The sequence below is a fragment of the Sporosarcina pasteurii genome (genome assembly GCF_041295575.1).
GTDB classification, from domain to species: domain Bacteria; phylum Bacillota; class Bacilli; order Bacillales_A; family Planococcaceae; genus Sporosarcina; species Sporosarcina pasteurii.
The window spans coordinates 2,927,718-2,950,607 of sequence record NZ_CP160452.1 but is presented as its reverse complement, the minus strand read 5'-3'; the positions used below and the strand labels follow the sequence as shown (position 1 = coordinate 2,950,607).

Here is a 22,890-nt window from a genome sequence, read left to right as displayed (position 1 = left end):
AGCAGGTTTTTGTGTTAATATAGATTCAACATAGAAAGGTGGTTAGCGCATGGATCATATTTTAAAACTTACTGCGGAACGAGCAGAAGTTCCTGTAAATCAGACGAAAAAAGTAATCGCGCTTCTTGAAGAAGGAAATACGGTACCATTTATTGCAAGATATCGAAAAGAGGCTACTGGTTCTCTTGATGAAGTGCAAATTAAAAATATTGAGGATGCTTATCAATATATAACCGGGCTCGAACAACGAAAAGAAGAAGTTCTTCGGATTATTGAGGAGCAGGGAAAACTTGACGATGAGTTGAGGAAGAAGATTGTTGCGGCAACTGTACTTCAAAGGGTTGAAGATTTATATAGACCTTTTATGCAGAAAAGACGAACGCGCGCAACAATTGCAAAGGAAAAAGGATTAGAGCCGTTGGCGGCAACATTGCTCGAATTTCCATCGACTTCACTCGAGGCGTTAGCCCAGCCGTTTGTGAATGAAGAAAAAGAAGTGCTTACGATTGAAGATGCGCTTGCTGGGGCACGTGACATTATTGCAGAAAATATAGCAGATGATGCAGCAATTCGTGAAACGATTCGAAAATTTGCTTGGTCCGACGGTAAAATCACTTCAATCATTAGGAAAAATGCAGAGGACGACAAAAAGGTTTTCGGAAATTATTACGAATACGAAGAACCAGTTAAAAGAATCGTCCCTCATCGTACGTTAGCGTTAAATCGCGGTGAGAAGGAAAATGTGTTGCGGATTGGCGTAGCGTTTCCTGAAGATCGAATTATTGGCAATATGGAAAGAACGGTTATTCGTAAAGGGCATGTCCCGGCAGCTGGGGAAGTAAAAGAAGCAATAACGGATGCGTTTAAAAGGCTCATTGCGCCGTCAATTGAACGAGAAATTCGTTCGGCCCTTACAGAAAAAGCTGAAGAACAAGCGATTCATGTGTTCTCGGAAAACTTGAAGAGCTTGTTGCTTCAACCGCCATTGAAGGGCAATGTTGTGCTCGGCGTAGACCCTGCATTTCGTTCAGGTTGTAAGTTAGCGGTTGTGGATGAAACTGGTAAACTTCATGAGGTATCGGTGATTTATCCGCATCCACCAAAACCAAATAAAGAAAAGTCCAGGCAAATGGTGTTGGACCTGCTAAAAAAGTATCCGATTTCCATTATTGCAATTGGGAATGGAACAGCTTCTCGTGAAACGGAAAAGTTTATCGCAGATTGCTTAAAGGAAGCACAGTCAGAAGTTGCTTATGTCATCGTAAATGAGGCGGGAGCGAGTGTCTACTCAGCATCTGATTTAGCAAGACAAGAATTTCCAGAGTTACAAGTCGAAGAAAGAAGTGCGGTTTCAATTGCGCGTCGATTACAAGACCCTTTATCCGAACTCGTGAAAATCGATCCAGGTTCAGTCGGTGTCGGTCAATATCAACATGACGTTGCGAAGCGTAAATTATCCGATTCGCTCACTTTCGTTGTGGAAACAGCGGTCAATAGAGTTGGAGTTAACGTGAACACAGCTTCCTCCTCTCTTTTACAATATGTATCAGGGCTATCGAAAACAGTAGCTGAAAACATTGTTAAATTGCGTGAGGAAAATGGACTCTATGCGAAACGAAGCGACTTGAAAAAAGTCCCGAGACTTGGCGCTAAAACATATGAGCAAGCTATTGGGTTCTTACGTGTACCAAATGCAAAAGATCCATTTGATGCAACAGGAATCCACCCGGAAAGTTATAAAGTTGCAGAGGAAATTTTAAAGAAGATAAACATTAAAAGAGAATCGCTTGGCACAGATGAGGCAGTACAAGCACTTTCCCAATTAAATGTAAATGAGTTGGCAAAAGAACTTGAAGTTGGTGCTGTGACTATTAAAGATATAATTGAAACATTACAAAGGCCGAATCGAGATCCGCGAGATGATTATCCGCAACCTTTATTAAAGGCAGATGTTTTGGATATGAAAGACTTGCATGAAGGGTTAGAAATGCAAGGAACAGTTCGGAACGTCGTTGATTTTGGTGCGTTTGTAGACATTGGCGTTTCAGAAGATGGACTTGTTCATATATCTAAACTGAAAAAAGGTTTTGTAAAGCACCCATTAGATGTAGTTGCTTCTGGAGATATTGTTACCGTATGGGTTGAGGCAGTAGATAAAGAAAAAGGTAGGATCTCATTGACGATGTTGTCTCCAAAGAAAGTTGAGAAGTAATTGACTGTTGAAATGCTAGATAAAGACTTACAAAAGCTTGTTGAAACGATATCAAATGAAGTGTTTAAGAAGCCGTTTGTTCATCAGGCGATGCATAATCATCGATTACGCACAACAGGTGGGCGATATATGTTGGGAGATCATTCGATTCAAATTAACCCACTTGTGCTTCAGTTACATGGGATGGAAGAGTTAATCGGCGTGATTAAACATGAATTATGTCACTATCATCTTCATTTGGAAGGGAAAGGCTATCAACATCGTGATCAAGACTTTAAAGAGTTATTAGCAAAGACATCTTCTCCAAGGTATTGTAAACCTCTGGCGCAAAGAAACAAACGAACGACAACCTTTCATATATATGAATGCAAGTTGTGTAAACTACAATACAAAAGAAGAAGACGCATGGATATTGCAAAATATCGTTGTGGGAAATGTTCCGGGGAAATCATTCAAATAAAATCGATATCGACATAACGTTGGAATACATCTTATTCCAACGTTTTTTTGGGGGGTATTGATAGATGTTAGTTCGCAAAGGCGGAAGATTTAGGTGAGGCGTCTGAAGGGAATGATACAATTGTAAAACATAAACGAGCTTGTTTTTCTGAAACAAATAGAAGAGATTCAATAGTAATTAGAGAAATTAAGATGCCTATATTTACATATATAATAGAAGAAACTTTTCAGTTGCCGAGGCACCAAAAGATTGAATAAAAAGAATTCGTTAAAACTGTTGACGAAAACAAGAAACCTGTCTATAATCGTAAGAGTCGGTTCAAGAAACGACATAATTCGCTAAAAAAAGACTTGCAAGAAGTAAAGTCTTCGTGTTACACTAATAACATCAACGGCCCCTTGGTCAAGCGGTTAAGACACCGCCCTTTCACGGCGGTAACACGGGTTCGAATCCCGTAGGGGTCATAGGTATTTTAAGAGAAACTCATAAAAGAGTGTATAAAAACTTGTCGGTTGTTTACAATAAGGCAAGCAAGTAGTTCAAGAATGAAGTTCTCTGGAATGTCGAATGGAAATGTTGGGTGCTGTAATATGCATCGCGATTTCAAAGTAATGGGGTATAGCCAAGCGGTAAGGCAACGGACTTTGACTCCGTCATTCGTTGGTTCGAATCCAGCTACCCCAGCCAATTCTTATAAAACATCGATTATAAGCGTCACGCGAAAATGAATTTAATTCGATTTCGTATTCGGTTTAATTGAGCCATTAGCTCAGTTGGTAGAGCATCTGACTTTTAATCAGAGGGTCACAGGTTCGAATCCTGTATGGCTCACCAGTTATTTTTAAAAAAGATCTACAAAAACTATTGACAAGTTCATAGGATGATGTATAATAGAACTTGTCGCTAAAACAACGCGGTAGTGGCGGAACGGCAGACGCGCTAGGTTGAGGGCCTAGTAGGGGTTAACCCTGTGGAGGTTCAAATCCTCTTTACCGCACCATACTACTTTGTTGCACGATAAAGATTTAAGTGGATAACGCTTTTTATAAAGCGCCCGTAGCTCAATTGGATAGAGCGTCTGACTACGGATCAGAAGGTTGTGGATTCGAATTCTTCCGGGCGCGCCAATAACGTACAATATATACTTACGCCGTGCGGGTGTAGTTTAATGGCAAAACCTCAGCCTTCCAAGCTGATGATGAGGGTTCGATTCCCTTCACCCGCTCCATTTTATTGATTTGATATATGAACCTTGAAAACTGAACAGCAAAACGTCAAGATATAACAACTACAAATCAACTTGTTGTTTTGTAGGAAACGAATCTTTGGATTCAAAATTGGACATCTTAATGATGCCAGCAAAGAAATCGAGCTAATCGAATTTCTCTATTATGGAGAGTTTGATCCTGGCTCAGGACGAACGCTGGCGGCGTGCCTAATACATGCAAGTCGAGCGAACAAGGAAGAAACTTGTTTCTTCCTTTGTTAGCGGCGGATGGGTGAGTAACACGTGGGCAACCTGCCCTGCAGTTGGGGATAACTCCGGGAAACCGGGGCTAATACCGAATAATCAGTTCCTTCGCATGAAGGAACTCTGAAAGACGGCTATGCTGTCACTGCAGGATGGGCCCGCGGCGCATTAGCTAGTTGGTGAGGTAACGGCTTACCAAGGCGACGATGCGTAGCCGACCTGAGAGGGTGATCGGCCACACTGGGACTGAGACACGGCCCAGACTCCTACGGGAGGCAGCAGTAGGGAATCTTCCACAATGGACGAAAGTCTGATGGAGCAACGCCGCGTGAGCGAAGAAGGTTTTCGGATCGTAAAGCTCTGTTGTGAGGGAAGAACAAGTACAGGAGTAACTGCCTGTACCTTGACGGTACCTCATTAGAAAGCCACGGCTAACTACGTGCCAGCAGCCGCGGTAATACGTAGGTGGCAAGCGTTGTCCGGAATTATTGGGCGTAAAGCGCGCGCAGGCGGCCTTTTAAGTCTGATGTGAAAGCCCACGGCTTAACCGTGGAAGGTCATTGGAAACTGGAAGGCTTGAGTACAGAAGAGGAAAGCGGAATTCCACGTGTAGCGGTGAAATGCGTAGAGATGTGGAGGAACACCAGTGGCGAAGGCGGCTTTCTGGTCTGTAACTGACGCTGAGGCGCGAAAGCATGGGGAGCAAACAGGATTAGATACCCTGGTAGTCCATGCCGTAAACGATGAGTGCTAAGTGTTAGGGGGTTTCCGCCCCTTAGTGCTGGAGCAAACGCATTAAGCACTCCGCCTGGGGAGTACGGCCGCAAGGCTGAAACTCAAAGGAATTGACGGGGACCCGCACAAGCGGTGGAGCATGTGGTTTAATTCGAAGCTACGCGAAGAACCTTACCAGGTCTTGACATCCCGCTGACCGGTATAGAGATATACCTTTCCCTTCGGGGACAGCGGTGACAGGTGGTGCATGGTTGTCGTCAGCTCGTGTCGTGAGATGTTGGGTTAAGTCCCGTAACGAGCGCAACCCTTGACCTTAGTTGCCAGCATTCAGTTGGGCACTCTAAGGTGACTGCCGGTGACAAACCGGAGGAAGGTGGGGATGACGTCAAATCATCATGCCCCTTATGACCTGGGCTACACACGTGCTACAATGGACGGTACAGAGGGTTGCCAACCCGCGAGGGGGAGCTAATCCCATAAAACCGTTCCCAGTTCGGATTGCAGGCTGCAACTCGCCTGCATGAAGCAGGAATCGCTAGTAATCGTGGATCAGCATGCCACGGTGAATACGTTCCCGGGTCTTGTACACACCGCCCGTCACACCACGAGAGTTTGTAACACCCGAAGTCGGTGGGGTAACCCTTTTGGGAGCCAGCCGCCGAAGGTGGGACAGATGATTGGGGTGAAGTCGTAACAAGGTAGCCGTATCGGAAGGTGCGGCTGGATCACCTCCTTTCTAAGGATATTTAACGGAATGAAGAGAAAGTTCTCTTCAACTTGACGTTTTGCGTTCAGTTTTGAGGGTTCATTCATTTGAACTTTCATTACTTGTTCTTTGAAAACTGGATAAAACGACATTGAAATAAACACAAATGTAGTAATGTATAAATCAATTGTTGTATATCGCTATACAACGTTGGTTTTAAGGTTAAGTTAGAAAGGGCGCACGGCGGATGCCTTGGCACTAGGAGCCTATGAAGGACGGCACTAACACCGATATGCTCTGGGGAGCTGTAAGTAAGCTTTGATCCAGAGATTTCCGAATGGGGAAACCCACTGTTCGTAATGGAACAGTACATATACGTGAATACATAGCGTATATGAGGCACACCCGGAGAACTGAAACATCTAAGTACCCGGAGGAAGAGAAAGAAAATCGATTCCCTGAGTAGCGGCGAGCGAAACGGGAACAGCCCAAACCAGGAAGCTTGCTTCCTGGGGTTGTAGGACACTCTATACGGAGTTACAAAGGAATGCATTAGATGAAGCGACCTGGAAAGGTCTGCCATAGTGGGTAATAGCCCCGTAATCAAAAGTGTATTCTCTCCAGAGTGGATCCTGAGTACGACGGAACACGTGAAATTCCGTTGGAATCCGGGAGGACCATCTCCCAAGGCTAAATACTTCCTAGTGACCGATAGTGAACCAGTACCGTGAGGGAAAGGTGAAAAGCACCCCGGAAGGGGAGTGAAATAGATCCTGAAACCGTGTGCCTACAAGTAGTCAGAGCTCGATGCTGTTTCTTCGGAAACAAGCTGAGTGATGGCGTGCCTTTTGTAGAATGAACCGGCGAGTTACTGATTACATGCAAGGTTAAGCAGAGAATGCGGAGCCGCAGCGAAAGCGAGTCTGAATAGGGCGTTTTAGTATGTAGTCGTAGACCCGAAACCAGGTGATCTACCCATGTCCAGGGTGAAGGTAAGGTAACACTTACTGGAGGCCCGAACCCACGTATGTTGAAAAATGCGGGGATGAGGTGTGGGTAGCGGTGAAATTCCAATCGAACCTGGAGATAGCTGGTTCTCTCCGAAATAGCTTTAGGGCTAGCCTCAAACGTTAGAATCTCGGAGGTAGAGCACTGTTTGGACTAGGGGCCCATCCCGGGTTACCGAATTCAGACAAACTCCGAATGCCGATGATTTTTGTTTGGGAGTCAGACTGCGGGTGATAAGATTCGTAGTCGAGAGGGAAACAACCCAGACCACCAGTTAAGGTCCCCAAGTATTCGTTAAGTGGAAAAGGATGTGGCGTTGCCCAGACAACCAGGATGTTGGCTTAGAAGCAGCCACCATTTAAAGAGTGCGTAATAGCTCACTGGTCGAGTGGCGCTGCGCCGAAAATGTACCGGGGCTAAACGAATCACCGAAACTGTGGATTGACACCTTTGGTGTCAGTGGTAGGAGAGCGTTCTAGGGGCGTCGAAGCTAGACTGTAAGGACTAGTGGAGCGCCTAGAAGTGAGAATGCCGGTATGAGTAGCGAAAGAAGGGTGAGAATCCCTTCCACCGAATGCCTAAGGTTTCCTGAGGAAGGCTCGTCCGCTCAGGGTTAGTCGGGACCTAAGTCGAGGCCGAAAGGCGTAGACGATGGACAACAGGTTGATATTCCTGTACCACCTCCCCGCCGTTTGAGTAATGGGGGGACGCAGTAGGATAGGGTGAGCGCACGGTTGGTAATGTGCGTCTAAGCAGTAAGGTGTGAAACGAGGCAAATCCCGTTTCTATAACATTGAGCTGTGATAGCAAGGGGAATTTTCCCCGGAGTCCCTGATTTCACGCTGCCAAGAAAAGCCTCTAACGAGGCGGGAGGTGCCCGTACCGCAAACCGACACAGGTAGGCGAGGAGAGAATCCTAAGGTGATCGAGAGAACTCTCGTTAAGGAACTCGGCAAAATGACCCCGTAACTTCGGGAGAAGGGGTGCTCTGATAGGGTGTTAAAGCCCGAGAGAGCCGCAGTGAATAGGCCCAGGCGACTGTTTAGCAAAAACACAGGTCTCTGCAAAACCGTAAGGTGACGTATAGGGGCTGACGCCTGCCCGGTGCTGGAAGGTTAAGGGGAGAGGTTAGCGCAAGCGAAGCTTTGAACCGAAGCCCCAGTAAACGGCGGCCGTAACTATAACGGTCCTAAGGTAGCGAAATTCCTTGTCGGGTAAGTTCCGACCCGCACGAAAGGCGTAACGATCTGGGCACTGTCTCAACGAGAGACTCGGTGAAATTATAGTACCTGTGAAGATGCAGGTTACCCGCGACAGGACGGAAAGACCCCGTGGAGCTTTACTGCAACCTGATATTGAATTCTGATGCAGTCTGTACAGGATAGGTAGGAGCCTTTGAAACCGGAGCGCCAGCTTCGGTGGAGGCATCGGTGGGATACTACCCTGACTGTATTGGAATTCTAACCCATGCCCCTTAGCGGGGTAGGAGACAGTGTCAGGCGGGCAGTTTGACTGGGGCGGTCGCCTCCTAAAGAGTAACGGAGGCGCCCAAAGGTTCCCTCAGAATGGTTGGACATCATTCGTAGAGTGCAAAGGCATAAGGGAGCTTGACTGCGAGACCTACAAGTCGAGCAGGGTCGAAAGACGGGCTTAGTGATCCGGTGGTTCCGCATGGAAGGGCCATCGCTCAACGGATAAAAGCTACCCCGGGGATAACAGGCTTATCTCTCCCAAGAGTTCACATCGACGGGGAGGTTTGGCACCTCGATGTCGGCTCATCGCATCCTGGGGCTGTAGTCGGTCCCAAGGGTTGGGCTGTTCGCCCATTAAAGCGGTACGCGAGCTGGGTTCAGAACGTCGTGAGACAGTTCGGTCCCTATCCGTCGCGGGCGCAGGAAATTTGAGAGGAGCTGTCCTTAGTACGAGAGGACCGGGATGGACATACCGCTGGTGTACCAGTTGTCTTGCCAAAGGCATAGCTGGGTAGCTACGTATGGACGGGATAAATGCTGAAAGCATCTAAGCATGAAGCCCCCCTCAAGATGAGATTTCCCATTACGCAAGTAAGTAAAATCCCTCAAAGATGATGAGGTTGATAGGTCCGAGGTGGAAGCATGGCGACATGTGCAGCTGACGGATACTAATCGATTGAGGACTTATCCTTAAATACATTGCAGTTTGTTGTATTCAATGTTTTGTTTATCCAGTTTTGAGCGAACAAGCTCAATAGTTTGGTGGCGATAGCGAAGAGGTCACACCCGTTCCCATACCGAACACGGAAGTTAAGCTCTTCAGCGCCGATGGTAGTTGGGGTTAGCCCCTGCAAGAGTAGGACGTTGCCAAACTTTTTATTAACTTTGAAATATAAGTTGTTCTACATAATTAGGTCCCGTGGTGTAGCGGTTAACATGCCTGCCTGTCACGCAGGAGATCGCGGGTTCGATTCCCGTCGGGACCGCCATTATATTAAAAATTTACAACCGATTTCGGGATTTATTCCGGAATCGGTTTTTTGTGTATATAAAAAGAAAAAATCAATAATAAGTAGCTATACTTTCGAATCACTAACGTTTTCGATACACTAAAGAAAAGTGGAGGAAATTATAATGAAGAAAGAAATTAAAGTTCATAGCCTAGCTGAGACAAAAATGTTTGCAAGCAAGTTAGCGCCTCTTTTGACTCCTCCAGATGTCATCACACTTGAAGGTGACTTAGGGGCTGGGAAAACGGCGTTTACACAAGCTCTAGCGAAAGCGCTAGGCATTCAAAGGACAGTCAGTAGTCCAACGTTTACGATTATGAAACAATACGAAGGTAACTATCCTTTTAACCATTTAGATGTTTATCGACTAGCGGGAAGTGATGAGGATCTCGGTTGGGATGAAATCTTTTATGGAGATGCAATTACTGTTGTTGAATGGGCACATTTAATAGAAGAGGATTTACCGGCAGAGCGATTAGAAATTCGAATAACCCGAGATGGAGAAAATCGTCGAACGATTACGCTTTTGCCAAAAGGAAAACGATATGAAAAATTGTGTGGGGAGCTACAAATATGATTTGGCTAGGAATCGATACTTCAAATACACCGCTTTCTGTAGCGATTGTGAAAGATGGTCAAGTACTAACTGAGGAAAATACATCTATACCGGTAAACCATTCATTGCGTGCGATGCCTGCAATTGAAGAGGTCATTAAAAAGGCGAAGTTGACTCCTGCAGATATTGATGCGATTGCGGTTTCTGAAGGCCCTGGTTCATACACAGGCGTGCGAATCGGTGTAACCATCGCAAAAACGCTTGCGTGGACATTGAAAAAGCCGCTTGTCGGTGTTTCAAGCATGAAAGTGCTTGCGATGAATGGCCTTTTCTTTAATGGTCTGATTTGCCCAATTGTAGATGCCAGAAGAAAAAATATTTATACGGGTGTTTATCAATCTAAGAACGACACGCTTACTTCTGTTATTGAAGATGGCCACTATTCTTTAGAGGATTTATTAGAAAAACTTCAAACTTATGATAAGCCGATTTTATTTATTGGGAAAGATGTCGCGATGCATGAAGAGCAATTAGTTGAAAGTTTGCGGGAGCGGGCAGTGATCGCGCCGTTTTCATTTAATCTTCCGCGCGCATCTTCTGTAATTTATACTGCACAACAAGTGGGTATTCAAGAGGACGTGCATCATTTTGTTCCTGAGTATCACCGAATTGCAGAAGCTGAGGCAAATTGGTTGAAGGCGCAAGGGAAGGATTAAGACAATGAACGACGTGATTAATTTTAGAGTGATGACAGAGCAGGATATTCCGGACGTCGTCAAAATCGAAGAAGAAGCATTTGCAACACCTTGGACAGCAGAGATTTTTGAGCACGAAATGAATGGGAACAATTACGCACATTATATCGTGGCCACGGACGGTGATGAGGTTATTGGGCATTGTGGCATGTGGATTGTGCTGGATGAGTGTCATATTACGAATATTGCAGTGTTAAAGCGTTACCGAGGCAATGGGATTGGAGAACAATTGTTGCGTGAGGGCATTAAGCTTTGTCGTGATCTGGACGTTCGACTCATGACATTAGAAGTTCGTGTCAGCAATAAAGTTGCCCAGAATATGTATCGAAAACTTGGATTTCAAGATGGCGGAATTCGAAAAAACTATTATACGGACGATCGTGAAGATGCGCTCGTCATGTGGGTGGAGTTATAATGAAAAAAGATCAATATATATTAGGCATTGAAACAAGTTGTGATGAAACTGCTGCTTCTATTGTTAAAAACGGCATTGAAATTGTATCTAATGTCGTTGCGTCACAAATTGAGAGTCAAAAGAGGTTTGGTGGTGTCGTACCGGAAATTGCTTCTCGTCATCACGTAGAGCAGATTACGATTGTGATTGAGGAAGCTTTGCAACAGGCGAACTTGAAACCGAGTGAGTTAGATGCAGTTGCGGTGACAGAGGGTCCTGGGTTGGTTGGAGCGCTTCTTATCGGCATTAACGCAGCGAAGGCATTTGCATTTGCCCATCAGTTGCCGATTATTGGCGTGCATCATATCGCCGGGCATATTTATGCGAACCAACTTGTCCAACGTATGGAGTTTCCCCTACTGGCACTGATTGTATCTGGTGGGCATACAGAGCTTGTCTTAATGAGAGAGCATGGTTCATTCGAGTTAATTGGTGAAACACGTGATGATGCAGCTGGAGAAGCTTATGATAAGGTTGCGCGGGTGTTAAACCTTCCGTATCCAGGTGGTCCAGAGATCGACCGTTTGGCAGCTGAGAGCGACGGTGAGATTGAGTTTCCAAGAGCTTGGCTAGAGCCGGATTCTTACGATTTTAGTTTTAGTGGATTAAAATCTGCAGTCATTAATTATAAACATAATCTAGAGCAGCGCGGGGGCACTGTTAATCCTGCGCATATGGCAGCTGGTTTTCAAAATAGTGTCGTGGATGTATTAACGACTAAAACAAAAAAAGCAGCAGAACAATACCAAGTAAGACAAGTGATTGCTGCTGGCGGTGTAGCGGCGAATAAACAGTTACGCGCATCGCTGACAGAAACTTTTTTAGAATTGAACATTCCATTTTATGTACCGCCAATTTATCTCTGTACAGACAACGCTGCTATGATTGCAGCAGCAGGCGCGTCTATGTATGAAAATGGTGTTCGAAGTAATTTATCAATGAATGGAAGACCGGGAATGGAGCTTGTTTCTTGGTCAAAATAAACGAACGCGGCAGTTGTTAAATTTAGACAACTTCCGCGTTTTTAATATTTCTTACAATGGAATTGTCAAGAGGAACATTCGTACTTATGCACATTTTGTGGATAAGTTGTTGATAAAAATCTGATAACTTAATTTATGCACGGTTATAAATGGATAACTTTGTGTATAACTCTATGTGTTTTTGTGGATAGTGTGGGTAACATCGTGGATTTACCGTAATTACACTATTCTCTGTGTGGATAAGATTGTGGAGATTTAATGCGCACAAATTGTATAAGATCTACGAATTTCGACAAAAAAAGATAAATCGTTCACTAAAAATGTTTTTAGTGAACGATTGAATTTCAAGAGAAATTTTCGAGTTGTTCCTGAAGATCTAGCCAATTCTCAGCTTCGCTATCATGCTTTTCCTGTAATGCATCAATTTCGGCTTGAATTTCCATTAATTTTACATGGTCATCAGCGTATACTGGGTTTGAAAGCTCGGTTTCAAACGCGGAGATTTTTTCATCAAGGGAAGCGATTGTTTTTTCGGCCTCTTCAATGGCTCTTGTGATTCTTCTAAGTTGTCTCTTTTCTTCTCGATCAAGTTCTTCCCGTACTTGCTTAACTGTGTTTGATTTATCGTCAAGTTGGCGTTTTTTTTCTTCCTGAATTTCAGCAAGTTCTTGCTTTTTTTCAACGAAATAGTCGTAGTCCCCTAAATATTCAACGGCACCATTTACGTTAAGGTCAATCACTTTTGTTGCGATTCGGTTAATGAAATAACGGTCATGGGAAACAAATAGGATGGTTCCAGGAAAATCATCGAGCGCATTTTCTAGGATTTCTTTACTGTCTAAGTCTAAATGGTTGGTCGGCTCGTCTAAAATGAGTGTATTGGATTGTTGAAGCATCAATTTAGCAAGGGCTAGTCTTGCTTTTTCGCCGCCCGATAAAGTGGAAACATGTTTATTCACATCGTCCCCTGAAAATAGGAAACGACCGAGTATGCCGCGAATGTCTTTTTCATTCATCATCGGCCAGTCACGCCACAGCTCTTCTAATACGGTACTATTGCCCGTAAGTGATGCTTGTTCCTGGTCGTAATAGCCAAATTGTACATTGGTTCCGTACCGTATTTCACCGGCAAGAGGTTGCTGTTTTTTAACGATTGTTTTGAGTAATGTTGATTTCCCAACACCATTTGGTCCGATGATCGCAATACGTTCCCCACGATACACGTGGATATCTAGATTTTTCGATACGGCTCCTTCCTCATAACCAACGGCGAGATTGTCAATGGCCAACACATCATTGCCGCTTTGACGCCCAATTGGAAAGGTAAAGCTTGCCGACTTTTCATCTCCATCGGGGGACTCCATCCATTCAGTTCGCTCTAACATTTTCCGTCTACTTTGTGCCATTTTGGATGTAGATGCACGAGCGATGTTTTTCTGGATAAAATCCTCCATCCTAGCTCTTTCACTCATTTCTCTTTCATATTGCTTCATGTCACGTTCGTAATTGCGTGCTTTTTCAATGAGATAGGCACTGTAATTGCCGTGATATTTGGTCATTTTTGTTCTAGAAATTTCGTATACAATTGTAACAATTTCGTCGAGAAAGTATCTATCGTGTGAAACGACAAGGAGGGCACCTTCGTACCCGACTAAGTATTTTTCTAACCAACTAAGTGTTTCGATATCTAAATGGTTTGTAGGCTCGTCCAGTATTAATAAATCCGGCTTACTGAGAAGCATTTTTGCTAGGGCTAATCTTGTCTTTTGCCCGCCTGATAAAGTATTGACACTTTTGTCAAAGTCATCTTGATAAAAACGCATCCCGTGTAAAACAGAGCGTGTATCAGATTCGTACTGATAACCATTGGCATTTTTAAACTCTGTTTGTAAGGCATCATATTCGTTTGTGACACGCGTAAATTCATCATGATTGGAGTAAACCGCAGGATTCGCCATGGTTTCTTCAAGCGCACGAATGCGTTTTTCCATTTCTTGAAGCGGCTTGAAAACAGTCATCATTTCTTCCCAAATCGTTAAGGGGGAATCGATACCAGAATGCTGCTCTAGATAACCAATTCGTGTATCTTTTGGGACGATAATATCCCCTGTATCGGCACTCATTTCACCCGCAATAATTTTTAATAGGGTAGACTTTCCTGCCCCGTTTCTGCCGACGAGTGCGATGCGATCGCGGCTTCGAACTTCTAATTGGATATTTTCTATTATATTCAATCCTGAAAAGGACTTCGTTAAACCATTCACTTGTAAAACGATCATTTTATTTACACCTCTATTCAATTATAGTCTAATTGAATCGCAAGTGGCGTGCAATGCGCAACTTTACAATAATCGACATATCTTGTACGATAGAATTGGTGAGAAGTACGTCGAGGAGGTTTAGCATGATAGATGAGACATGGAAAATCCCACAAGCGACTACAAGAAGATTGCCCCTTTATTATCGATTTTTACAAAACTTCGCGAATGCTAATAAGACGCGTATATCTTCTAGCGAATTAAGCGAGGCAATGAAAATTGATGCGGCGACAATTCGAAGAGATTTTTCGCATTTTGGCGCGCTCGGTCGTAAAGGGTATGGATATGACGTGCAATATTTACTTGATTTTTTTCGTAAAACGTTAGATCAAGACGAAGTAACAGATGTTGCGCTTATCGGGGTTGGTAGTTTAGGAACCGCTTTCTTAAAGTATAATTTTCACAAAAACCATAATACACGTATCGTCATAGCGTTCGATCCGAGAACACCCAAAGAGGGGATGATAAACAGTGGAATTCCTGTGTATCATTCGGACCAGATGACAGAAAAAATAAAGGAACAAGGCATTGAACTTGCCATACTCACTGTTCCTGCTGATGTTGCTCAATATGTGACAAATGACCTTGTAGATGTTGGGATTAAAGGAATTCTGAATTTTTCTCCAGTACGTCTGTCAGCGCCTGATTCTGTTCGAGTACATACGATTGATTTATCAGTTGAATTGCAAACACTTGTTTATTTTATGAAAAACGACGTCAAACAGTCACAATTGTAATGGCTTACACATAGCATCCGAAGTATTTTTCATGTAGTATAGAGAATACAGTATAGTTCGAAAAATGTTCTTTCAAACTAGGAGGTGTCGTCATGATAGGAGTACCAAGTTTAATCCTTATCGGAGTTGTTGCGCTACTTATATTTGGACCTAAAAAGTTACCTGAAATTGGAAAAGCATTTGGTTCATCTTTACGTGAATTTAAAAACGCGACAAAAGGACTTACCGATGACGAGGAGCCGAAAAACAATAAAGATGATAAGAAGTAAATAAGGATGTTAGTCCGATGTCAAATGAAAAACAATTAACGATCATTGAACATATAGATGAGCTGAGAAAACGGCTGATGGTCATCGTCGTTTTCTTTGTTATTGCATTAGTAGGCGGTTTTTTTATTGCCAAACCGCTTATCCACTATCTTCAGTATACTGAAGAAGCAAAAAGCTTAACGTTAAACGCATTTAATGTCACAGATCCGATTTTGATTTATTTAAAAGTCATTGTGATTGTCTCGTTTATCCTGATTTCACCAGTTTTATCGTATCAGTTATGGTCATTTGTGAGTCCAGGACTTCATGAGACAGAGCGTAAAGTGACATTGAGTTATATTCCCTTTGGATTTTTACTATTTCTTGGCGGAATTTCATTTTCATACTATATACTCTTTCCTTACATAATGAAGTTCACGATGGCTTTAGCGAATGAACTTGAAATCACACAAACGCTAGGGATTAATGAATATTTTAATTTTCTTATTCAAATTACAATTCCTTTTGGCTTGATCTTTCAAATGCCTATACTTACTTTATTTTTAACACGATTAGGTATTTTAAATCCTTCGATTCTCGTTAAGGTTAGAAAGTATGCGTTTTTCGTATTATTTATCATAGCGGCTATTATTACACCGCCAGATTTATTTTCACATTTATTTGTGACAGTACCCTTATTTTTACTGTATGAAATTAGCATACTTATTTCTCGAATGGGGTATCGAAAATATTTGAAGGCTGAACAACAGCGTCAAATTGAAGAAATGAATGAATAAAAAAACTTCCTTCCCAATGATTGAGAAGGAAGTTTTTTATTGGGAAAATCTTTTTTGAAAAAGAAGATTCAGCAACTGTTGATTTCCGTTCCGGGTGGACGCTTTCCGTGGGGCGGGCGGTGAGCCTCCTCCATCGCTGGCGCTCCTTCGGGGGTCTCACCTGTCCCGCTAATTCCACAGGAGTCGCCACCCTCCACTCCAATCAACGAAGACGCCTGTATTTTAATGAATGAAAACAAATTTCTACTTCATTAAATGAGTAATGAAGTAATTGACTTAACTCATTTTATTGGAAAAAGCTAATAATAACAGATTGTTGTAGTTTTTGAAGTTCCATAATTTTGTCTTGGTTGAGTTGGATAATCACGACGAATCCGTTCATCATGAAGTGCCCGATAATCGGCGCAAGTAATCGCTTTGTTTTGTAATAAACAAATGAGAACACAAGTGCAGGTGCCATATAAATAAGCGTATGTTCTAATTCGTTGTGGACAACCGCAAAGACAAGGGCGCTAATAATTGCAGCGATAATAAAGTTTGTTTTTTGATATAGTCCGCCGAATAATACACGTCTGAAAATCAATTCTTCTAAAAGTGGTGCAAAGATGACCATTGAGATGATAATAATGGGTGATACTTTTGCAATATCTGAAAGTAGTGCGGTATTATCGGAACCTGGTTCGATTCCAAATAGTGTCATTTCAATGATGCCCGCGAGCATTTGTCCAAATAGCGCAAGGAAGAAACTAATGATTCCCCAAACAATCGTCATCCCAATTGAAGCAGGTTTTCCATCAAAGATTTTAAAGAAATTCTTTTTGCGGAAGAAGAGTAAGTAAAAAACAATGGCGGCTAATAAGTTCGTTGTGAATAAAGACCAGGCAAAAGCATGGTATTTTGCTTCTTGTGCAGAAAGGGCCGCATCGCCATTAAAATATTGCGTTAATGGACTTGCAAGCACGACACTTGCCAATTGCATAATAATATATGTCAAAATTAAATACAGATAAATTTTCCAGTTTTTCAAGTTGAAACATCCTTTCGATCATCACTCTCGTTATTTTATCCTTTTTATAGCAGGGAAGCAAAGAGGAGGATAGTTTTGTTGATTTAAAATTTGTAATAAAAACTTTTTGAATTTGAATGGACGCCTTTTACTTGCAAAATTCTTAGATGTTTATTATGATGATTATTGTGTTAGCACTCGAGTTGACTGAGTGCTAAAATATTAATTATCATTTTGAGGAGGTTGTTTCACTTGTTGAAACCATTAGGTGACCGTATCGTAATTGAATTGGTTGAGGCTGAAGAAAAAACGTCAAGTGGGATTGTATTACCAGATTCTGCTAAAGAGAAACCGCAGGAAGGGAAAGTAGTCGCTGCAGGTACAGGACGCGTACTAGAGAACGGCCAGCGTATCGACTTAGAAGTAAAAGAAGGCGATCGGATTATCTTCTCAAAGTATTCCGGCACTGAAGTAAAATATGAAGGAAACGAATATTTAATTCTACGTGAAACTGACGTTTTAGCAATTATTGGCTAATTTTTATTCGAAAACCACACGTATAAACTCAGGAGGGAATTATATAAATGGCTAAAGAAATTAAATTTAACGAAGATGCACGTAGCGCAATGCAACGTGGTGTTGATACATTAGCGAATACAGTAAAAGTAACACTTGGACCAAAAGGACGTAACGTTGTTCTTGAGAAAGCGTTTGGTTCTCCATTAATTACAAATGATGGCGTAACGATTGCTCGTGAAATCGAGCTTGAAGATAAATTTGAAGATATGGGTGCAAAGCTTGTTTCTGAAGTTGCATCTAAAACAAACGAAATTGCTGGTGATGGAACGACAACAGCTACAGTTCTAGCGCAAGCAATGATTAGCGAAGGACTTAAAAACGTAACTGCAGGGGCAAACCCAGTAGGTATCCGTAAAGGAATTGAAAAAGCAGTTGCAGCAGCAATTGAAGAGCTAACTGTAATTTCTAAACCAATTGAAGAAAAAGAGTCAATTGCACAAGTTGCAGCGATTTCTTCAGGTGATGAAGAAGTAGGTACGTTAATTGCAGATGCAATGGAGCGTGTTGGCAACGACGGTGTTATCACAATTGAAGAATCAAAAGGCTTCACAACTGAGCTAGACGTTGTTGAAGGTATGGAGTTTGACCGTGGTTATGCATCAGCATACATGGCAACGGATACAGACAAAATGGAAGCTGTATTGGACAACCCTTACATTTTAATTACAGATAAGAAGATTACAAACATCCAAGAAATCTTACCAGTTCTTGAGCAAGTTGTTCAACAAGGTAAGCCAATCTTACTAATCGCTGAAGACGTTGAAGGTGAAGCGCTTGCAACACTTGTTGTAAACAAACTTCGCGGAACGTTTAACGCAGTAGCGGTTAAAGCACCTGGATTCGGTGACCGTCGTAAAGCAATGCTTGAAGACATCGCTATCCTAACAGGTGGAGAAGTGATTACTGAAGATTTAGGTTTAGATCTAAAGGAAACACAAATTACACAACTTGGAACAGCGGCGAAAGTAGTTGTGACAAAAGACCATACAACAATTGTTGAAGGTGCTGGAGACGCAGCTCAAATCGAAGGCCGTGTGAACCAAATCCGTACACAACTTGAAGATACAACTTCTGAGTTCGACAAGGAAAAACTTCAAGAGCGTCTTGCAAAACTAGCAGGTGGAGTAGCAGTAATTAAAGTAGGTGCAGCAACTGAAACTGAGTTGAAAGAGCGTAAACTTCGTATCGAAGACGCATTAAACTCAACACGTGCAGCGGTAGAAGAAGGAATCGTTTCAGGTGGAGGTACAGCGCTAATCAACGTTTACAAGAAAGTTGAAGAGCTTAACGAAACTGAAACTGGTGACGTAGCTACAGGTGTAAATATCGTTCTACGTGCACTAGAAGAGCCAGTTCGTCAAATTGCGAACAACGCTGGCCTTGAAGGTTCAATCGTTGTAGACCGTCTAAAGCGCGAAGAAATCGGCATTGGTTTCGATGCAGCTGAAGGCGACTGGGTAAATATGATGGAAGCTGGTATCGTGGATCCAACAAAAGTTACACGTTCAGCACTACAAAACGCAGCATCTGTTGCATCTATGTTCTTGACGACAGAAGCAGTTGTCGCAAACCTGCCTGAAGAAAACGCAGGCGGCGGAATGCCAGATATGGGCGGCATGGGCGGCATGCCAGGAATGATGTAAGGAAAACTCTAAACCCCTGTTTTACCAAGGGTTAGAGCGTACTTCATCATACAGTGGTCACTTCTATTGTTCATGATCCTACGACATTTAAATTAAAAAGGCCTTTCATCAATTCATTGAATTGGTGAAAGGCCTTTTTGCATTCCCTGTATTGTTTTATTCAATAGTGGCAGCACAGTTGGTCCACCTATTATCGAACAATCACGAGCTTGTTATAAATGTTTCTTTATTTGTGTTAACACTGCTGAAGCGAGTTCATTTGTATCTTTAAAGTTTCTTGAATCGATTGGCTCAGCGTAATGGACATGAACTTTTGCTGGTGTACATTTGCCCTTTTTCCCGATTAATTTATAGGAATCCTTTAAGGTTACAGGAATGACTTTGACCCCTGATTTAATCGCAATTCGTAAACTACCTGGCTTAAAGTCTCCCATCTCAGGACCTTTACTTCTTGTCCCCTCTGGAAAAACTGCTATTGAATTACCTGCTTTTAAACCTACGATTGCTTGGTTAATGGCCTTTAGGGAACTACGAGCGTTTTCCCGGTTGATAAATACACATCCTCGTTCTTTCATCCAATAGCCCAACATCGGAATTTTCTCCATTTCTTTTTTAGCTACAAAAGCCATTGTTTGAGGAGCTGTTGAATACAAAATGGGAATGTCCATATTCCCTTGATGATTGCTAACATATAATACTGGTTCATCTAAAGGAATATTTTCTGTACCTGTTACGGTCAGTTCTGCACCCGAGATTTTAATTAGGTTTTTGGTGCACTTTAAAATGATTTTATCCATCAGTTTTAGTTTATCTTTGTTCAACCCTGCTTTGTTTAATCTATTTATCGTAAATGATTTGTTTGCTTTACTTAAAATATACCCCCAAAGGTAGCCTTGAAATAATAGTGTACGCATGATTAATCCTCTTCTCAATCATATTTTATATCGTAATTATAGAGGATAGATGCAACTTAAATAAGTTATAAATGTCACTTGTTTTAGCTTGCAACTGTCATATTAGGAGGTTTGGTATGTGTACTGATAGGTTACTCCCAAAGCTACTTGACTAAAATTGAAATGATTCGTATAATCAAAAAGACTGATTAGTCGGAAGAGAAACAATTTAAAGTAAAGTGGAGTCAGGATGACCAGTACAGAATGCTTTGTTGAGGCATCAGTAAAAAGTCTGAAACGGGTGAGAATCGCTAAATGCAGCCGTCAAGACTTTTTCAGAAATAGTAATCATGCAACACGGGAGAGAATGGCATCTTTGGGGGAAGAGGCTTATTCCTTCGATAGGCACAGTGGCTGTGTAATCATTCTGAGAACCAAATTCAAAGGGGGAGAATTGGGGATTTTTAAAAATTTCAAGGGGTTTGGACGTACTTAGAAGCAAGCATTTTTAAAACATATCACCTTAGAAAAATAGAGAGATCAACAGAATTTAAAGACTCTTTTTACATAAAGAGTTTTCTTTTAGCCAAAAATAACTAACCAGTTAGTACTTATTCAGTTCCACGCCAAATTAAATTCAAGGACAAGCGATCAAAAATACGGAGTGGGGAAATGACGCATGAGGTATGAAATTTAAGGAACGAAGGGGATGTGTTCATTTGGAAGAGGAAAAATATATTATGACGGACGAGCCTTGTGAAACGATTGACATTAAAAAACTACCAAAATTAGATGATAAAACAAAATCTAGTGTGAGAACAGAATTTATAACTGGATTATCGCTATCAATCGTTTACTTTATCTTTATTCTTTCCGTTCCGGCATTAAACTGGTTTAAACCAGATTGGGCATTTGCAAGAATGTTAGGCGGCATGTCTTATAGCTGGTTTTTAACGACGATTGTTGCGATGGCAATGGCTTTTATAATTGCTTATCTTCACACGAAGCTTTATGAAAGATGGGAAATGAAAAGTTTACAAGCAAAACTGAAGGAGAAGAAGGAAAAGAGTATACAAGTCAGTCCTGTGTTAAAGAAGGAAGAAGTGGTAAGTGAGCAAGTCAGTAAGGAGGAATCGGTTCTATGATGCAACTATTATTGGATCCGAAATACCTTTTTACAATCCTATTATTGGGGACGATTGTCTATATTACGTACTTATCAAAAAAGAACGAAAGTGCGAGTGACTTCTTTGTTGGTGGTCGGGGGTTTGGCTGGTTTACAAATGGTTCGGCAATCGGTGGGGATTATTTAAGTGCCGCAACCTTTCTAGGGTTGGCAGGATTAACTTTTGCCATCGGTTATGATGGCGCTTTTTATACGTTTAGCTTTACGATTGGATTAACACTTTTGGCACTTTTTATTGCGGGGCCGTTACGAAAATTCGGTGCCTATACGGTTGCCGATTTTGTTGCATATCGTTTTCATAGTAAAAGAGCAAGAGTTGTAGCTGTCATCGTTGTTCTTGCCATATCAGGATTTTATGCAGCTCCCCAATTACTAGGGGCTGCTCAAATTTTAAGCATGTTTTTCGGGACATCCTATGAATTTGGCATCATTTTTACGAGTGTTGTTATGATTTTCTATGTCGGGGTTGGTGGTATGAAGGGGACAACCATTAACCAGGCGTTGGAGCTTTGGATTCGTTTCTTTGCTTTTGTTCTTATGGTAGCCGCCGCGATTTACGGAGGATTTCATTACCAGAAGATCTTAACTGCAATTAGTGAGTTCAGTGGTACTGTATTTGGTACAGGAGCTTATACAACGGATGGAAAAGATATCGCATTTGACGGTGAAACATGGGCAAAAGCTGGGGCATTCAATCCAAACTTTTGGCATTCCGCTTCGATGTTAATCGGACTATCGTTAGGTACACTCGGGCTTCCGCACATATTGCTTCGTTTTTACACGAATCCAGATGCGAAGGCTGCTCGAAAGTCGGCTGTAATGGCAATTGGGATTGCTAGTTTATTTTTCGCCTTTGCCATTTATCTTGGTGTTGTTGGACGGGCAATCTTTTTGGATGGAAATGCTAGTCCTGAGGTCATGCAAAACCTAGTTACCGGCGGGGACAATATGGTCATCCCATCGATTGCAACTGCTTTAGGTGGTAAATGGATGCTCGGGTTTGTCATTGCTGGTGCCTTTGCTGCAGTATTTTCAAACTTATCCGGGTTATTCATTGCCAGTTCAGGGGCAATCGCTCACGATTTATATGCAAAGTTTTCAAGAAAAGAATTATCACAGAAACAACGAGTGTTTGCTGCAAAACTATCAATTGTTTTCCTAGGTGTTTTTTACGGAGTGCTTGGTTTATTGGTCAAAGAGGCATCGATTGGACATCTTGTTGCCCTCGCCTTTACTGTTGGGGCAAGCACATTCGCACCTATTTTCATCCTCGGCATTTGGTGGCGCGGAATTACTGAAAAGGGCGCGATTGCGGGTCTAATTGTCGGATTTGCCGTTTCCATGTTTATGATTTTCTTTTCTTCGGTGTTACCGGAAGCATTACAGTTTAGGGTGCCGGGCATTATTACCGTACCAATTGGCTTCTTAACTGTTTATCTAGTTTCTATAATAGACGGTAAAGTACCAACAGACGTGAATGCCTTTATGCGTAAGGTTCATGCAAGTGAGGAATCTGCATAAATTTATTAAAGCAATTCGACCTTGATGTTAAGGTTGGATTGCTTTTTAATCTGTCAAAATTTGAAAGAATATGTCTGGAATTCTCTGAATATAGTGCAAAAGTGTTTGACAAGAATGCGCTTGCTATGCTTCAATCTAAT

General features: G+C 42.2%; 16 protein-coding genes, 7 tRNA genes and 3 rRNA genes. 23 read left to right on the top strand and 3 right to left on the bottom strand.

Annotated elements, in window-relative coordinates:
- Nucleotides 1-49: 49 nt before the first annotated feature.
- The 16 genes from AB1H92_RS14245 (at nucleotide 50) to tsaD (ending at nucleotide 11,822) form a co-directional block, all read left to right on the top strand.
- Nucleotides 50-2,212 carry a Tex family protein gene (locus AB1H92_RS14245; RefSeq protein WP_115363334.1) on the top strand — a complete coding sequence of 721 codons (2,163 nt, stop codon included), beginning with the start codon at nucleotides 50-52 and terminating at the stop codon, nucleotides 2,210-2,212.
- A gap of 12 nt (nucleotides 2,213-2,224) precedes the next feature.
- A complete protein-coding gene (locus AB1H92_RS14240) occupies nucleotides 2,225-2,689 on the top strand; it encodes a SprT family protein (RefSeq protein ID WP_115364176.1) in 465 nt (154 codons plus the stop codon).
- 375 nt (nucleotides 2,690-3,064) lie between these two features.
- Nucleotides 3,065-3,136 (top strand) — tRNA-Glu (locus AB1H92_RS14235).
- 148 nt (nucleotides 3,137-3,284) lie between these two features.
- A tRNA-Gln gene (locus AB1H92_RS14230) sits at nucleotides 3,285-3,359 on the top strand.
- A 71-nt stretch (nucleotides 3,360-3,430) separates the two neighbouring features.
- Nucleotides 3,431-3,506, top strand: a tRNA-Lys gene (locus tag AB1H92_RS14225).
- Between the two features lie 79 nt (nucleotides 3,507-3,585).
- Nucleotides 3,586-3,672 (top strand) — tRNA-Leu (locus AB1H92_RS14220).
- Between the two features lie 50 nt (nucleotides 3,673-3,722).
- Nucleotides 3,723-3,799: transfer RNA gene (locus AB1H92_RS14215), tRNA-Arg, on the top strand.
- A 27-nt stretch (nucleotides 3,800-3,826) separates the two neighbouring features.
- Nucleotides 3,827-3,900 (top strand) — tRNA-Gly (locus AB1H92_RS14210).
- Between the two features lie 160 nt (nucleotides 3,901-4,060).
- A 16S ribosomal RNA gene (locus AB1H92_RS14205) occupies nucleotides 4,061-5,614 on the top strand.
- A gap of 190 nt (nucleotides 5,615-5,804) precedes the next feature.
- Nucleotides 5,805-8,756: ribosomal RNA gene (locus AB1H92_RS14200) — 23S ribosomal RNA — on the top strand.
- A 66-nt stretch (nucleotides 8,757-8,822) separates the two neighbouring features.
- Nucleotides 8,823-8,937 (top strand): 5S ribosomal RNA (gene rrf, locus AB1H92_RS14195).
- Together the 16S, 23S and 5S rRNA genes with 7 tRNA genes alongside form the textbook arrangement of a ribosomal RNA operon.
- Nucleotides 8,938-8,977: 40 nt before the next feature.
- Nucleotides 8,978-9,053, top strand: a tRNA-Asp gene (locus AB1H92_RS14190).
- A 145-nt stretch (nucleotides 9,054-9,198) separates the two neighbouring features.
- Nucleotides 9,199-9,651 carry a tRNA (adenosine(37)-N6)-threonylcarbamoyltransferase complex ATPase subunit type 1 TsaE gene (gene tsaE, locus AB1H92_RS14185; RefSeq protein ID WP_115363332.1) on the top strand — a complete coding sequence of 151 codons (453 nt, stop codon included), beginning with the start codon at nucleotides 9,199-9,201 and terminating at the stop codon, nucleotides 9,649-9,651.
- Complete coding sequence (gene tsaB, locus AB1H92_RS14180) at nucleotides 9,648-10,346, top strand: tRNA (adenosine(37)-N6)-threonylcarbamoyltransferase complex dimerization subunit type 1 TsaB (RefSeq protein WP_115363330.1); 699 nt, start codon at nucleotides 9,648-9,650, stop codon at nucleotides 10,344-10,346. Before tsaE ends, tsaB begins: the two co-directional genes overlap by 4 nt.
- A 4-nt stretch (nucleotides 10,347-10,350) precedes the next feature.
- Nucleotides 10,351-10,800, top strand: coding sequence for a ribosomal protein S18-alanine N-acetyltransferase (gene rimI / locus AB1H92_RS14175; RefSeq protein ID WP_115363328.1), 450 nt, complete (start codon nucleotides 10,351-10,353; stop codon nucleotides 10,798-10,800).
- The gene (tsaD, locus tag AB1H92_RS14170; protein ID WP_115363326.1) at nucleotides 10,800-11,822 is read left to right on the top strand and encodes a tRNA (adenosine(37)-N6)-threonylcarbamoyltransferase complex transferase subunit TsaD; all 1,023 of its coding nucleotides are present in this window, start codon (nucleotides 10,800-10,802) and stop codon (nucleotides 11,820-11,822) included. The genes rimI and tsaD overlap by 1 nt, the downstream gene beginning before the upstream one ends.
- Before the next feature lie 344 nt (nucleotides 11,823-12,166).
- Here the strand turns inward: tsaD and AB1H92_RS14165 are convergent, their stop codons facing one another.
- Complete coding sequence (locus AB1H92_RS14165; RefSeq protein ID WP_115363324.1) at nucleotides 12,167-14,101, bottom strand: ABC-F family ATP-binding cassette domain-containing protein; 1,935 nt, start codon at nucleotides 14,099-14,101, stop codon at nucleotides 12,167-12,169.
- A 125-nt stretch (nucleotides 14,102-14,226) separates the two neighbouring features.
- Between AB1H92_RS14165 and AB1H92_RS14160 the strand changes: the two genes are divergently transcribed.
- The 3 genes from AB1H92_RS14160 to tatC all read left to right on the top strand — a co-directional run bounded on the left by AB1H92_RS14160 (nucleotide 14,227) and on the right by tatC (nucleotide 15,922).
- Nucleotides 14,227-14,877, top strand: a complete 651-nt coding sequence (locus AB1H92_RS14160) for a redox-sensing transcriptional repressor Rex (protein ID WP_115363322.1) — start codon at nucleotides 14,227-14,229, stop codon at nucleotides 14,875-14,877.
- Between the two features lie 92 nt (nucleotides 14,878-14,969).
- Nucleotides 14,970-15,146: a twin-arginine translocase TatA/TatE family subunit gene (locus AB1H92_RS14155; protein ID WP_115363320.1), complete on the top strand. Its 177-nt coding sequence runs from the start codon at nucleotides 14,970-14,972 to the stop codon at nucleotides 15,144-15,146.
- A 17-nt stretch (nucleotides 15,147-15,163) separates the two neighbouring features.
- Nucleotides 15,164-15,922, top strand: a complete 759-nt coding sequence (gene tatC / locus AB1H92_RS14150; protein WP_115363318.1) for a twin-arginine translocase subunit TatC — start codon at nucleotides 15,164-15,166, stop codon at nucleotides 15,920-15,922.
- 286 nt (nucleotides 15,923-16,208) lie between these two features.
- Here tatC and AB1H92_RS14145 read toward each other — a convergent pair whose 3' ends face one another.
- Nucleotides 16,209-16,949: a CPBP family intramembrane glutamic endopeptidase gene (locus AB1H92_RS14145; protein ID WP_115363314.1), complete on the bottom strand. Its 741-nt coding sequence runs from the start codon at nucleotides 16,947-16,949 to the stop codon at nucleotides 16,209-16,211.
- Between the two features lie 231 nt (nucleotides 16,950-17,180).
- Here AB1H92_RS14145 and groES point away from each other — a divergent pair, with 231 nt between their 5' ends.
- Nucleotides 17,181-17,465 carry a co-chaperone GroES gene (gene groES / locus AB1H92_RS14140; RefSeq protein WP_115363312.1) on the top strand — a complete coding sequence of 95 codons (285 nt, stop codon included), beginning with the start codon at nucleotides 17,181-17,183 and terminating at the stop codon, nucleotides 17,463-17,465.
- A gap of 47 nt (nucleotides 17,466-17,512) precedes the next feature.
- Nucleotides 17,513-19,150 (top strand): chaperonin GroEL, encoded by a 1,638-nt coding sequence (gene groL, locus AB1H92_RS14135; protein WP_115363310.1) that lies wholly within the window; start codon nucleotides 17,513-17,515, stop codon nucleotides 19,148-19,150.
- A 212-nt stretch (nucleotides 19,151-19,362) separates the two neighbouring features.
- Here the strand turns inward: groL and AB1H92_RS14130 are convergent, their stop codons facing one another.
- Nucleotides 19,363-20,064: a 1-acyl-sn-glycerol-3-phosphate acyltransferase gene (locus tag AB1H92_RS14130; protein WP_115363308.1), complete on the bottom strand. Its 702-nt coding sequence runs from the start codon at nucleotides 20,062-20,064 to the stop codon at nucleotides 19,363-19,365.
- 698 nt (nucleotides 20,065-20,762) lie between these two features.
- On the opposite strand from AB1H92_RS14130, the gene AB1H92_RS14125 reads away from it, so the two are divergent.
- Together AB1H92_RS14125 and AB1H92_RS14120 are read left to right on the top strand one after the other, a co-directional pair.
- Entirely contained in the window at nucleotides 20,763-21,188 is a 426-nt protein-coding gene (locus tag AB1H92_RS14125; protein ID WP_243835655.1) for a hypothetical protein, read from the top strand.
- Nucleotides 21,185-22,750 (top strand): cation acetate symporter, encoded by a 1,566-nt coding sequence (locus AB1H92_RS14120; RefSeq protein WP_115363304.1) that lies wholly within the window; start codon nucleotides 21,185-21,187, stop codon nucleotides 22,748-22,750. The genes AB1H92_RS14125 and AB1H92_RS14120 overlap by 4 nt, the downstream gene beginning before the upstream one ends.
- Nucleotides 22,751-22,890: the final 140 nt, after the last annotated feature.